The 12,980-nt window shown below is 58.8% G+C and carries 12 protein-coding genes; 9 read left to right on the forward strand and 3 right to left on the reverse strand.

Annotation, left to right across the window (positions count from 1 at the left end):
• The first annotated feature begins 57 nt into the window (after window positions 1-57).
• Window positions 58-954: a hypothetical protein gene (locus AC1DH9_RS08565; RefSeq protein ID WP_427545295.1), complete on the forward strand. Its 897-nt coding sequence runs from the start codon at window positions 58-60 to the stop codon at window positions 952-954.
• A gap of 15 nt (window positions 955-969) precedes the next feature.
• Here AC1DH9_RS08565 and AC1DH9_RS08570 read toward each other — a convergent pair whose 3' ends face one another.
• Together AC1DH9_RS08570 and rne are read right to left on the reverse strand one after the other, a co-directional pair.
• Window positions 970-1,869, reverse strand: coding sequence for a LysR family transcriptional regulator (locus AC1DH9_RS08570; protein WP_477808051.1), 900 nt, complete (start codon window positions 1,867-1,869; stop codon window positions 970-972).
• Between the two features lie 256 nt (window positions 1,870-2,125).
• Complete coding sequence (gene rne / locus AC1DH9_RS08575) at window positions 2,126-5,311, reverse strand: ribonuclease E (RefSeq protein ID WP_477808052.1); 3,186 nt, start codon at window positions 5,309-5,311, stop codon at window positions 2,126-2,128.
• A gap of 740 nt (window positions 5,312-6,051) precedes the next feature.
• Between rne and rluC the strand changes: the two genes are divergently transcribed.
• Genes rluC through AC1DH9_RS08590 form a run of 3 tightly spaced genes read left to right on the forward strand, consistent with a single transcriptional unit; the run spans window position 6,052 to window position 8,674 of the window.
• Window positions 6,052-7,011 carry a 23S rRNA pseudouridine(955/2504/2580) synthase RluC gene (rluC, locus tag AC1DH9_RS08580; protein WP_427547253.1) on the forward strand — a complete coding sequence of 320 codons (960 nt, stop codon included), beginning with the start codon at window positions 6,052-6,054 and terminating at the stop codon, window positions 7,009-7,011.
• On the forward strand, window positions 7,001-7,663 hold the full coding sequence (locus AC1DH9_RS08585) for an HAD-IA family hydrolase (RefSeq protein ID WP_427547255.1): 663 nt from the start codon (window positions 7,001-7,003) through the stop codon (window positions 7,661-7,663). Before rluC ends, AC1DH9_RS08585 begins: the two co-directional genes overlap by 11 nt.
• 21 nt (window positions 7,664-7,684) lie before the next feature.
• Complete coding sequence (locus tag AC1DH9_RS08590; protein WP_427547258.1) at window positions 7,685-8,674, forward strand: S49 family peptidase; 990 nt, start codon at window positions 7,685-7,687, stop codon at window positions 8,672-8,674.
• A gap of 64 nt (window positions 8,675-8,738) precedes the next feature.
• Here AC1DH9_RS08590 and AC1DH9_RS08595 read toward each other — a convergent pair whose 3' ends face one another.
• Window positions 8,739-9,317: a Maf family protein gene (locus tag AC1DH9_RS08595; RefSeq protein WP_427547260.1), complete on the reverse strand. Its 579-nt coding sequence runs from the start codon at window positions 9,315-9,317 to the stop codon at window positions 8,739-8,741.
• Window positions 9,318-9,422: 105 nt separating this feature from the next.
• Between AC1DH9_RS08595 and AC1DH9_RS08600 the strand changes: the two genes are divergently transcribed.
• The 5 genes from AC1DH9_RS08600 to fabG form a co-directional block, all read left to right on the forward strand.
• Window positions 9,423-9,950, forward strand: coding sequence for a YceD family protein (locus tag AC1DH9_RS08600; RefSeq protein ID WP_008152342.1), 528 nt, complete (start codon window positions 9,423-9,425; stop codon window positions 9,948-9,950).
• Between the two features lie 13 nt (window positions 9,951-9,963).
• Complete coding sequence (gene rpmF, locus AC1DH9_RS08605; protein ID WP_003179396.1) at window positions 9,964-10,146, forward strand: 50S ribosomal protein L32; 183 nt, start codon at window positions 9,964-9,966, stop codon at window positions 10,144-10,146.
• Between the two features lie 3 nt (window positions 10,147-10,149).
• Entirely contained in the window at window positions 10,150-11,160 is a 1,011-nt protein-coding gene (gene plsX, locus AC1DH9_RS08610) for a phosphate acyltransferase PlsX (protein WP_427547385.1), read from the forward strand.
• Between the two features lie 126 nt (window positions 11,161-11,286).
• The gene (gene fabD / locus AC1DH9_RS08615) at window positions 11,287-12,225 is read left to right on the forward strand and encodes an ACP S-malonyltransferase (RefSeq protein WP_427528472.1); all 939 of its coding nucleotides are present in this window, start codon (window positions 11,287-11,289) and stop codon (window positions 12,223-12,225) included.
• Between the two features lie 17 nt (window positions 12,226-12,242).
• A partial coding sequence (gene fabG, locus AC1DH9_RS08620; protein WP_427547382.1) for a 3-oxoacyl-ACP reductase FabG occupies window positions 12,243-12,980 on the forward strand: 738 nt, incomplete at its 3' end.

Here is a 12,980-nt window from a genome sequence, read left to right on the forward strand (position 1 = left end):
GGTCCTCTGTTCCATCAAGCGACGGGCACCGGTTGCTCTACGTACGGAGGTCGCGTGATGGACAGAATCATCGATTCGGTCGATCGTCAGGGCGTTCGGTGGGTGGGCCTTGTACAGGGCAAGGGGGCATCGACTTCGGTCTGGCAGGTCGCAGGTGTCGAGACCTCTCAGGCGTTGGCCGTGCGGTTCATGCGTAGCAAGCAATCCTGGGAGCGCTTCAGGAGCGGCTTGTCCCTTGCTGCGGTGCCGCTTGAGGCGCTTTCATCGATGGCCTTTAACGTGCCGCTGCGACCTGCTCAAGATGCCGTATGCATGGTGAGCGGTTTCGGTTACACGCACCGCTCGGTCAATGGTCTGCCCATGCCTGAGCGGTCCTCCCCGGACTGGTACTACAAAGGCAACGGCAAAGGGCTGGTTGCTGCTTCTCGGGCGATTAAATCACCGTGCCATGCCAGTGGGGCGGGAGTCGAGATCGAGTACGCCTGTGTATACCTTATCGACGACTGCCGAAACCCACGCTATATCGGCTATACCTTGGCAGTGGATTTCTCTGACCCGGTGCTGCGCCACGCTCAACCCGGGCTGGCCGGTCTTTCCAAGTTGCGCAATACCGCGTTGTGCCACGAACTGGTAATCGCTGAGCCACCGCACCATTCGGTGGTGAGGAGTTCGATTGTCCGGCGTGGAGAAACTGTATGGAGCAAACAGTCGCTATTGGGGCTCGATCAATTGATGTTCACCAAAAGCGAACTCGAAGCCTTGTTGTTCCAGCATGAAGAGCTCTGCGAGCCAGGTACGGTCCACTACGTTTTGCTCGGCGCTTCAATAAGTACTGACAAGGATGCCTTCGAGTTGCAGCACGGTGACGTGATTCAGGCGAGCAGCCAAGAGGAGGGGCTGCAACTGTCCAACCTTTTCGAAGATGAAGTGGTGCGTCAATCGTGTAACTGCTGACGAGTGCCCGGCCTGTTATATCGCTGTTGCCTTCAGCGGTAAGCGGGCCGACTTTTCGTAGTCCAGCACCCATTGCGCCAATGCCCTGGGGGCCGGCTTGCCGGGGTGATCGAAATACACGAATTCAGTGGTCAGCGAGGCATATGGACCACTCAGGAAGTAAGTCTGCACCTGTTCACTGCGGCAGCACGAATCGACCAGTGACAATGGCACCATGGCGACACCCACGCCGTTGATCACATTTGAAAACAGCAGCGGATAAGAACCGCACTCGATGATCTTTTCAGGGGTGATGTTGCCCATCATAAACAGTTCATCGAGATTGCGTTGCGAAGCGCTACGCCGGCTGTTGACGAGGAATACTTGACCACTGAACGCTTTCAAGTCCTGGACAGCAGRCTGTGTCGCACTGTAGATCAGGGCCAGCGGATCGTTGAACAGTGTCACCCGGCGATAATGCGCAGGCGCAAAGCCGGCGCCGACAATTACTGCGTCGAGTTTGCCGGCCTCAAGATCCTTGAGCAGTGACTGTGTGTTGCCAATGCTGACATCCACCGCCAGGCCGTCGGGATTGGCAACGATGCTTTGCAGCAGATTCTGGCGAGTGATGGTGAGATTTTCGATGACTCCCAGGCGAACGCGTGTTTCGGTTTTTACCTGATTCAGGCTGGCTTGAGCGAGAGCAACCAGATCGAGGATTTTTGAGGCGTAGGCATAGAGTTCCTTGCCTTGAGCCGTCATCGTGATGCCGCGACCGGAGCGTTCGAACAACTTGGTATCGAGTCGTGATTCGAGTGTCTTGATTCGGAAGGAAATACTGGATTGAGCGCGGTTTAATCTGATCGCGGCTTGCGTGACGCTGCCATAGTCAACAATCGCCTTGAAAGCGTCCAGTTCAGCAATTTCCATAGTCATGCACTCTTTGCTCCATAACGGGCCGAAGGCTTTCGGGTCGTGGCAGGGGCTGCTTTTAGCCCTGCAGCCGCTCTATTCTGCACGTTGCGTTGTTATTTTGTAAAAAAGTAATACAAAGTATTAAGCAAGTGTTTAACCGGGAGCGCAGGAACTTCGGTAATGAGCCATTGTTAAGCCACGATGGGCTATCAGTATTCAAAGGCATAAAAAAGCCCCGCCTGGGTTACCAGGCGGGGCTTTTTAGTGGCTGATGGAATCAGGCGAGGGGTTTAGGCTCGTGTTCTTTTTCCAGGGCCTCAGGTTTGTGCTCTACCACTTCTTCGACGGAACGCAGGTTTTCGTCGATGGTTGGGGTAGCAGGCTCGGCAGTCACTTCGGCGGCCGGGGCAGGGGCTGCCTCGACGACTTCAGCAACAACCGAAGCAGGCTCGGCAGCAACAGCCGGTGCAGCAGCGGCAGCCAGTTCGGCTTCCTTCTGCAGGCGCTCGGCTTCACGCTTGCGGCGACGCACTTCACGTGGATCGTTTGGCGCGCGGCCACTTGGCGTCAGGGCGCTGACCGGAGCGGCTTCGACAACCGGTGCAGCCACTTCGGCGACAACCGGCGCTTCAACCACCGGAGCAGGCTCGGCAACAACAACCGGGGCTTCAGCGACTGGCGCTGGAGCTTCGACAGCTGCTGTTTCTGCAACCCAGTTGAACGCAGTTTGCTCTTCGCGAACCTCAGGCGCTTTTTCAGCGACCGGGGCTTCGACCACAGGCTCGGCAGCGACTACTGGCTGTTCGGCAACTACGGCTGGTTCAACAGCAGCGCGAACTTCAGGCTGTGCTTCACGAACTGGAGCTACTTCAATGGCAGGGGCGACTGGTACTTCGACCGGAGTGGTGGCTTCCACGACTGGCGCTTCAACCTGAGCCACTTCCTGGACAGCCTCTTGAGTCACGGCGGTAGCGCGTTCAGCTTGCTGATGAGCCTGAGCTTCGGCAGGAGCGCTGATCACAGTGCTGGCAACAGCGGCGGTAACGGCCAGGCCGGCAGCCAGTTCAGCGCCGGTTGGCTCTTCGCTGGTTTCGGACTCTTCCGAGCCTTCGATTACGTTGCCGTTGGCATCGCGTTGACGCTCGCGACGGTTGCTGCGACGACGCTGACCACGGGAACGGCGGCGTGGACGATCGCCTTCGGCGTTTTCCTGGCCCTCTTCCTGCAGTTGCTCTTCGTTGGTTGGCAGCTCTTCTTCAGCAACCGCGGCAGCGGCTTGCTCGGCACGTGGTTGACGTTCTTCACGCGGTGGGCGTGGAGCGCGCTCTTCACGTGGCTGACGAGCCGGACGCTCTTCAGCAACAGCCGTTACAGCGGCGGCAGCGGCTGGCGCGGCATCCAGAGGTTCACGCAGTTCACGAACCGGGCGCTCTTCACGCTCGCCACGTGGCTTGCGATCTTCACGAGGGGGGCGTGGTGCGCGCTCTTCACGCGGTGGACGCGGTGCGCGTTCTTCGCGAGCGACTGCTGGAGTCTCTTCGCGGGCTTCGCGTGGTTGACGCTCTTCACGAGGCTCGCGCGGTGCGCGTTCTTCACGAGGGGCGCGTTCTTCGCGTGGTTTGCGTTCTTCGTCGCGGCGACCGTTACGGTTGCGGCTCTGCTGACGACCGTTACGACGCTCTTCGTTGCGTGCCGGACGCTCGGCGGCTGGTTTTTCAACCACAACCGGAGCAGCAGGCTCTTCCTTGGTGGCGAACAGGCTCACCAGCGATTTCACCAGGCCTTTGAACAGGCTTGGCTCTGGCGCTGCGACCGGAGCGGCAACCGGGGCAGCAACGACTTCGGTCGGAACCGGAGCGTTGGCACGGGCTGGAGCGGTTTTCACGGCGGCTTCCTGGCGAACCAGGGTGCGGGTAGCGGCGGCCGGTTGAACTTCTTCCACTTCAGCAGCGGCAGCAGCGATTTCGTAGCTGGACTGGTTGATGTGGGCTTCCGGGCTGTCATCGCGCAGACGCTGAACTTCGAAGTGCGGCGTTTCGAGGTGATCGTTCGGCAGGATGACGATGCGGGCACGGGTGCGCAGTTCGATCTTGGTGATCGAGTTGCGTTTTTCGTTCAGCAGGAACGCAGCGACCGGGATCGGCACTTGTGCGCGAACTTCGGCAGTGCGGTCTTTCAGGGCTTCTTCTTCGATCAGGCGCAGGATCGCCAGCGACAGCGATTCAACGTCACGGATGATGCCGGTGCCGTTGCAGCGTGGGCAGACGATGCCGCTGCTTTCGCCCAGCGATGGACGCAGGCGCTGACGGGACATTTCCAGCAGGCCGAAGCGCGAGATGCGACCGACTTGCACGCGAGCGCGGTCGGCTTCCAGGCATTCGCGGACTTTCTCTTCCACGGCGCGCTGGTTCTTGGCAGGGGTCATGTCGATGAAGTCGATGACGATSAKGCCGCCGATGTCGCGCAGGCGCAACTGACGGGCAATTTCTTCGGCGGCTTCAAGGTTGGTCTGCAGGGCGGTTTCTTCGATATCGCTGCCTTTGGTGGCGCGCGCCGAGTTGATGTCGATGGACACCAGGGCTTCGGTCGGGTCGATAACGATGGAGCCACCGGAAGGCAGTTCAACGACGCGCTGGAAAGCGGTCTCGATCTGGCTTTCGATCTGGAAACGGTTGAACAGCGGAACGCTGTCTTCGTACAGCTTGATCTTGCTGGCGTACTGCGGCATCACCTGGCGGATGAAGGTCAGGGCTTCGTCCTGGGCTTCAACGCTGTCGATCAGCACTTCGCCGATATCCTGGCGCAAGTAGTCGCGGATCGCGCGGATGATCACGTTACTTTCCTGGTAGATCAGGAATGGCGCGGAACGATCCAGCGAGGCTTCTTTGATGGCAGTCCACAGTTGCAGCAGGTAGTCGAGGTCCCACTGCATTTCTTCGCTGCTGCGGCCAAGGCCGGCAGTGCGCACGATCAGACCCATGTCGGCCGGGGCAACCAGGCCGTTCAGGGCTTCACGCAGTTCGTTGCGCTCTTCACCTTCGATGCGACGGGAGATACCGCCGGCACGCGGGTTGTTCGGCATCAATACCAGGTAACGACCGGCCAGGCTGATGAAGGTGGTGAGGGCGGCGCCCTTGTTGCCACGTTCTTCTTTTTCGACCTGAACGATGACTTCCTGGCCTTCGCTCAGGACGTCCTTGATGTTGACGCGGCCTTCAGGGGCTTTCTTGAAGTATTCGCGGGAGATTTCTTTAAGGGGCAGGAAGCCGTGGCGCTCAGAGCCGAAGTCGACAAAGGCAGCCTCAAGGCTTGGCTCGATGCGAGTGATCCGGCCTTTATAGATGTTGGCCTTCTTCTGCTCGCGTGCACCGGACTCGATGTCCAGGTCGTAGAGGCGCTGGCCGTCTACCAGTGCAACACGCAACTCTTCGGGTTGAGTTGCGTTAATCAGCATTCTTTTCATGTAGTACCGTCGGTTTCCGGGCTGCCGGAAACGGCGTTCGGCACACACGACTTCTCACGGTCGGTGTCAGGTGCGTCAGGAGTGGTTGGCCACTCCAGTGTCTAGCGAGGTTCGACCAATTGGGCCGGAGTCGCGACGTACGCGTCCTGCTTGCTGTGGCTACTTAAGCACTCAGTCAGGAGGAGGAATCAACCGGCGACTGTGGACGAGATGAAGCGTCTAAATATAAGCCTAGTGCTACACAGTCCGACGGTTGTGCATCTCCACCCTACACGTATCCCTGATAATTCGGGTGCTGCCGCGCGCAGAATCCGCAGCGGGTTGGCATTTACCGTGTTCTCCAATGGGGAGTTCACGCTCATGGCTACACAAGACTGGGTGACAGCTGTTTTGCTAGCACTCAGCTTGTAACAGGCGTTGTTTCCGAAGCACTCGCTCAAGGGCTGGTTCGGGACTGACTGCACTTTGTGAACTGGCCGTAAATATCGGCGCATCAGATGAGTGGTTACTCTGTTGCTGCGCTCGCTTCAGGCCTCATGTCACCTGCGCTTGTTACAATCACAAACCTTCCAATCGTTGCGAAAGCCCCGTAGGACGGCCTCGCGTCCTGATGAATTGCGTTGGTCAGGGCCGGCAATTTGCCGTTTGTCCTCTGTCCAGGCCGCTTTTGGCGGCGTTCGCGACTATAGCAGCAATGATTAAGTGCTTCAATTCCATAAAAAATTGTTATCATTCGCGGCATGACGACTACTGCCCCCTCGACCCCAAGCGTACAACTGCTGGAGGTCTCGCCGGAATATGCCGGCCAACGTATTGATAACTTCCTTCTTGCTCGGCTCAAAGGCGTGCCCAAGACCTTGATTTACCGCATTTTGCGTAAAGGCGAAGTGCGTGTGAACAAAGGTCGGATCAAGCCCGAATACAAGCTGCAGGCGGGCGACATCGTGCGCGTGCCGCCGGTGCGTGTGCCGGAACGCGATGAGCCTGTGCCATTGGCGCAAGGGTTGTTGCAGCGACTCGAAGCCTCGATTGTCTTCGAAGACAAGGCGCTGATCGTGGTCAACAAGCCTTGCGGCATCGCTGTTCACGGCGGCAGCGGGTTGAATTACGGCGTGATCGAAGCCTTTCGTCAGTTGCGTCCGGATTGCAAGGAGCTTGAGCTGGTCCACCGTCTCGATCGTGACACTTCCGGCCTGCTGATGATCGCCAAAAAACGCAGCATGTTGCGTCACTTGCACACGGCATTGCGCGGCGATGGCGTCGATAAGCGCTATATGGCGCTGGTCCGCGGTAACTGGGCTACCTCGATCAAGCAAATCCGTGCGCCGCTGGGCAAGAGCAATCTGCGCTCCGGCGAGCGCATGGTCGAGGTTGACGAGGAGGAGGGCAAGGAGTCCGTGACCGTGTTCAAGGTCCTGCGTCGCTTTGGCGACTTTGCCACCCTGATCGAAGCCAAACCGATCACCGGCCGGACTCACCAGATTCGCGTCCACACCTTGCACGCCGGGCACTGCATCGCCGGCGACACCAAGTACGGCGATGACGACTTCAGCAAAGAGATTCGCGATCTGGGCGGCAAGCGCCTGTTTCTCCATGCCTACATGCTGACCGTGCCGCTGCCTGATGGCGGTGAGCTCAAGCTTCAGGCGCCGGTGGATGAAATGTGGGTCAAGACCGTGGAGCGCCTGAGTGCATCCTGATTACAAGTTGCTGATTTTCGATTGGGACGGCACGTTGGCCGACTCCATTGGTCGGATTGTCGAGGCGATGCATGTGGCGTCGCAGCGATCCGGTTTTCAGTTGCGTGATGATCTTGCTGTCAAAGGCATCATTGGTCTGGGGCTGCCCGAAGCGATTCGCACGCTGTATCCGGAGATTGGCGATGACGAGCTGGTGGCATTCCGTCAGCACTATGCGGATCACTACATCGCCTCGGAGGCCGTGCCTTCGCCGTTGTTTGACGGTGTTGTCGAGTCGCTTGAGGCATTTCGTGCAGAGGGTTATCACCTGGCAGTGGCTACCGGCAAAGCGCGTCGCGGGCTGGATCGCGTGCTGAAGTCCCACGGCTGGGGGGATTATTTCGATATCACTCGCGCCGCCGATGAAACCGCCAGCAAGCCGCATCCGCTGATGCTCGAGCAGATTCTCGCCCATTGCGACGTCCGCCCTGAGCAGGCGTTGATGGTGGGGGATTCGTCGTTCGATCTGCAGATGGCGCGCAACGCCGGGATGGATTCGGTTGCCGTCAGCTATGGTGCTCAATCGATGGAAGCCTTGCGCGTGTTCGAGCCGCGTCTGGCCATTGATCATTTTTCGCAATTGCACGCCTGGCTGGGTCAGCGGGCCAATTAAGTTTTTGTTGGGGTGGATGGAATGACCGACGAATGGAAGGCGCCAGCCAAGGCCAGTGCCGAAGAGGGCGAAGACAAGAGCTGGAAGCTGCTTGAGAAAACCCTGCTTGCGGGGGTGCAAGAGCAGCGTCGCTCACGGCGTTGGGGGATTTTCTTCAAGCTGCTGACCTTTGTTTATCTGCTCATCGCGTTGGTCCTCTTCACGCCGCTGATGGATATTGAAAAAAGCGCGACTCGCGGGTCGAGCTACACGGCGTTGATCGAAATAACCGGGATGATCGCCGACAAGGAGTCGGCCAGTGCCGACAACATTGTCGGCGGTTTGCGCGCGGCGTTCGAAGATCCGAAGGTCAAGGGTATCGTGCTGCGAATCAACAGTCCGGGCGGCAGTCCGGTGCAGTCGGGTTATGTCTACGATGAGATTGGTCGTCTGCGTGCCCTGCATCCGGCGATCAAGGTGTATGCAGTGATTTCCGATCTGGGGGCTTCGGGGGCGTACTACATCGCCAGCGCGGCGGACCAGATCTACGCCGACAAGGCGAGCCTGGTGGGTTCGATTGGTGTGACGGCGGCCGGTTACGGGTTTGTCGGGACTATGGAAAAGCTCGGTATCGAGCGTCGGACCTATACGTCGGGTGAGCATAAGTCGTTCCTCGATCCGTTCCAGCCGGAAAAGCCGGATGAGATCAAGTTCTGGCAGGGCGTTCTGGATACCACTCACCAGCAGTTTATCAACAGTGTCAAAAAGGGCCGCGGCGATCGCCTGAAAGACAAAGAGCATCCGGAGCTGTTCTCCGGGCTGGTCTGGTCGGGCGAGCAGGCGCTGCCATTGGGCTTGATCGATGGTTTGGGCAGTGCCAGTTCGGTGGCGCGTGACGTAATCGGCGAGAAAGAGCTGGTCGACTTCACGATCCAAGAGTCGGCGTTCGACCGCTTCTCGAAAAAACTCGGCGCCAGCGTGGCTGAGCAGTTGGCGATGTGGATGGGCTTTCATGGGCCGGCATTGCGCTGATCGTCGCGCAATATAAAAAAACCGGCCTGCGAGGCCGGTTTTTTTTGAGCAAAAGGTCGCAGCCTCAGGGAATCTGCACGCCTTCAGCCAGCAGCATGTCCACCAGGCGAATCAGCGGCAGGCCGACCAGGCTGGTGGCATCCGGGCCTTCGGTGCTTTGAAACAGGCTCACACCCAATCCCTCGGCCTTGAAGCTGCCAGCGCAGTCGTAGGGTTGTTCGGCGCGCAGGTAGCGTTCAATGCGCGGCTGATCCAGTGTGCGCATGTGTACGGTGAAGGGGATGCAGTCGAGCTGGCAATGGCCGGTCTGGCTGTTGAGCACCGCCAGGCCGGTCAGGAAGGTCACGCTGGCGCCGCTGGCGGCCAATAATTGATCGCGAGCCTTCTCGAACGTATGGGGTTTGCCAATAATCCGTCCGTCGAGCACGGCGACTTGGTCCGAGCCGATAATCAAATGGGCGGGATGACTGCCGGCCAGCGCCTGGGCTTTTTCGCGGGCCAGGCGTTTTACCAGTTCGATGGCTGGCTCTTCCGGTTGATGGCTTTCGTCGATATCCGGTGAGCTGCAGGTGAATGGCAGTTGCAAGCGGGTCAGTAATTCGCGGCGATAGACCGAGCTTGAAGCAAGTAATAAAGGCAGCATACGGCTCTCCAAAAGTCAGTCGCAAATTCTAGCGGGGCTTCCAAGTGACGGACAGGACTGAATTTCCTTTGACATGGCTGGGGGCATCCCTATAATGCTGCGCCTATGTTGAATGACCCGATTCCACCTCACGTTGACCCGCGCAAATTGGCTGATCGTGGCACCACCCTTCAAGGTGAAATGCTGCTGGCCGATTTGGAGAGACTCTGCGACCCGCTTTCCGACACTGTCGGTACGGTGCAGGCTAAATTCGTTTTTGAACGAGATGAACGTAAATCTGTGGTTATMCACAGCTTTATCGACACTGAAGTCAAAATGGTTTGCCAGCGTTGTCTTGAGCTGGTCACCCTGCCGATTCACAGCGAATGCAGTTATGCTGTGGTAAAGGAGGGTGCGAATACCCAGTCGTTGCCGAAAGGTTATGACGTGCTGGAACTGGGCGAAGATCCTTTGGATCTGCAGTCACTGATCGAGGAGGAGCTTTTGCTCGCCTTGCCCATTGTGCCTGCTCATCATCCGGAAGAATGCCAGCAGCCGGCGGGTCTCGATGAGCCCGAACCGAGCGAGGACGAGGTAACGCGGTCCAACCCGTTCAGTGTATTGGCGCAGTTAAAGCGTGACCCAAACGTTTAGGAGTTAATCAATTATGGCTGTTCAGCAGAACAAAAAATCCCGCTCCGCCCGTGACATGCGTCGTTCGCACGATGCTCTCGAGGCAAGCACCCTGTCCGTAGAAAAGACCACTGGTGAAGTTCACCTGCGTCACCACGTATCGCCAGAAGGCGTATACCGTGGCCGTAAAGTGATCGACAAGGGCGCTGACGAGTAATCCTTGTCCGCTCAAGTCATCGCGATTGACGCAATGGGCGGGGACTTCGGTCCCCGCAGCATTGTTCAGGCCAGCCTTGCTTGTCTGTCAGCTACGCCCTCGCTGCACCTGACCCTCGTCGGTCAACCCTCCCTTTTAGAAGAATTGATCGCCAGCCAGTCGGCTGTGGATCGCGCGCGCCTGACGATTGTGCCGGCCAGCGACGTGATTGGCATGGACGAGAAGCCTTCCCAGGCCCTGCGTGGCAAGCCGGACTCCTCAATGCGGGTTGCGCTTGAGTTGTTGCGTGATGGCAAGGTTCAGGCGTGTGTCAGTGCCGGCAATACCGGTGCGCTGATGGCGTTGTCGCGTTATGTGCTCAAGACCTTGCCGGGTATCGATCGACCGGCCATGGTGGCGGCGATCCCGACGCAACGTGGTTATTGCCAGTTGCTCGATCTGGGGGCGAATGTCGATTGCAGTGCCGAGCACCTGTTCCAGTTCGCGGTGATGGGCTCGGTGGCGGCTGAAACCCTGGGCATTGCTCGGCCGAAGGTCGCATTGCTGAACATTGGCACGGAAGACATCAAGGGCAATCAACAGGTCAAGCTGGCGGCGACGCTGCTGCAAAACGCTCGCGGGCTGAATTACATCGGCTTCGTCGAGGGTGATGGCTTGTACCGCGGCGAGGCTGACGTGGTGGTGTGCGACGGTTTTGTCGGCAATATCCTGCTCAAATCCAGCGAAGGGCTGGCGACCATGATCGCCGGGCGGATCGAGGCATTATTCAAGCAAAGCCTGGCGTCGAGAATGGTCGGGGCTCTGGCGTTGCCGCTGATGAGGCGTTTGCAGGCTGATCTGGCGCCTGCGCGACATAATGGCGCAAGCTTCCTCGGTTTGCAGGGGATCGTCGTTAAAAGTCACGGTTCGGCCGGTGTGCAGGGCTTTCAGAGTGCCATTCAGCGCGCCTTGATCGAGATTCAGGAGAACCTCCCGCAGCGGCTTCACGGTCGCCTCGAGGATTTGTTGCTTTAGGCATTTTCGCTCGACAATGCTTAAATGTGACCGCTCAGTTCAATTAGCCATCCAACTGTCAGTTTCTTGCGTCCAGCAGTACAGGACGTTAATTCTCCGACGACAAGATCATTAGGGGCTTGTTACATGTCTGCTTCCCTCGCATTCGTCTTTCCAGGACAGGGTTCGCAGTCCCTCGGCATGCTGGCCGAGTTGGGCGCGCAACATCCGTTGATCCTCGAAACTTTCAAAGAAGCCTCCGATGCCCTGGGTTACGACCTGTGGGCACTGACCCAGCAAGGGCCGGAAGAGCAGCTCAATCAAACCGACAAGACCCAGCCGGCGATTCTCACCGCTTCGATCGCTTTGTGGCGCCTGTGGCTGGCTGAGGGCGGCGCACGTCCGGCTTACGTTGCCGGTCATAGCCTGGGTGAGTACAGCGCGCTGGTCGCGGCCGGCAGCCTGAGCCTGGGTGATGCAGTGAAGCTGGTAGAGCGTCGCGGTCAGTTGATGCAGGAAGCGGTGCCGGCCGGGCAGGGCGGTATGGCCGCCATTCTCGGTCTGGACGACGCTGATGTGCTGGCTGCCTGTGCCGAAGCGGCGCAAGGCGAAGTCGTCAGCGCGGTCAACTTCAACTCGCCGGGCCAGGTGGTAATCGCCGGTGCCAAGGCGGCTGTCGAGCGCGCCATTGAAGGCTGCAAGGCGCGTGGCGCCAAGCGCGCCATGCCGCTGCCAGTCAGCGTGCCGTCGCACTGCGAACTGATGCGCCCGGCTGCCGAGCGCTTTGCCGAGTCGATCGCTGCGATCAACTGGCAGGCTCCGCAAATTCCGTTGGTGCAGAACGTCAGCGCTGATGTGGCGCCGGACCTGGAAACCCTCAAGCGCGATCTGCTCGAGCAACTCTACAAGCCGGTTCGCTGGGTTGAGTCGGTCCAGGCGCTGGCCGCCAAAGGCGCTACTCAACTGGTTGAATGTGGTCCGGGCAAAGTCCTGGCTGGCCTGAACAAGCGCTGCGCCGAAGGCGTGTCGACCTCTAACCTGAACACCCCGGATGCTTTCGCTGCTGCTCGTGCAGCGTTGGCCTGAACTTAGGAGAAGCCTGCATGAGTCTGCAAGGTAAAGTTGCACTGGTTACCGGCGCGAGCCGTGGTATTGGCCAGGCTATCGCACTGGAACTGGGTCGTCAGGGCGCTATCGTGGTGGGCACTGCGACTTCCGCTTCGGGCGCTGAGCGCATCGCTGCAACCCTGAAAGAAAACGGCATTCAAGGCACTGGCCTTGAACTCAATGTCACCAGCGACGAGTCCGTAGCGGCCGTGCTGGCGAGCATTCAGGAGCAGTTCGGCGCGCCGGCGATTCTGGTGAATAATGCCGGTATCACCCGCGATAACCTGATGATGCGCATGAAAGATGACGAGTGGCATGACGTTATCGACACTAACCTGAACAGTCTGTTTCGCCTGTCCAAGGGCGTTTTGCGTGGCATGACCAAGGCGCGTTGGGGTCGAATTATCAGTATTGGTTCGGTTGTGGGTGCCATGGGCAACGCAGGCCAAGTAAACTATGCAGCCGCCAAGGCAGGTCTGGAAGGTTTCAGCCGCGCTCTGGCGCGTGAAGTGGGTTCGCGCTCGATTACGGTCAACTCGGTGGCCCCAGGGTTCATCGATACCGATATGACCCGCGAACTGCCAGAGGCACAGCGTGAAGCCTTGCAGACGCAAATTCCGCTGGGCCGTCTGGGGCAAGCTCAAGAGATCGCGTCCGTGGTCGCTTTTCTTGCATCGGACGGTGCGGCTTACGTTACTGGGGCTACAATCCCGGTGAACGGCGGGATGTACATG

It is taken from the genome of Pseudomonas sp. 05T35, assembly GCF_056396605.1.

Excerpts from the sequence above, each read along its gene's own strand:
- AC1DH9_RS08565 (WP_427545295.1), top strand. The coding sequence starts at position 58 with ATGGACAGAATCATCGATTCGGTCGATCGTCAGGGCGTTCGGTGGGTG.
- rluC (WP_427547253.1), top strand. The coding sequence starts at position 6,052 with ATGACGACTACTGCCCCCTCGACCCCAAGCGTACAACTGCTGGAGGTC.
- AC1DH9_RS08590 (WP_427547258.1), top strand. The coding sequence starts at position 7,685 with ATGACCGACGAATGGAAGGCGCCAGCCAAGGCCAGTGCCGAAGAGGGC.
- AC1DH9_RS08595 (WP_427547260.1), bottom strand. The coding sequence starts at position 9,317 with ATGCTGCCTTTATTACTTGCTTCAAGCTCGGTCTATCGCCGCGAATTA.
- rpmF (WP_003179396.1), top strand. The coding sequence starts at position 9,964 with ATGGCTGTTCAGCAGAACAAAAAATCCCGCTCCGCCCGTGACATGCGT.
- fabD (WP_427528472.1), top strand. The coding sequence starts at position 11,287 with ATGTCTGCTTCCCTCGCATTCGTCTTTCCAGGACAGGGTTCGCAGTCC.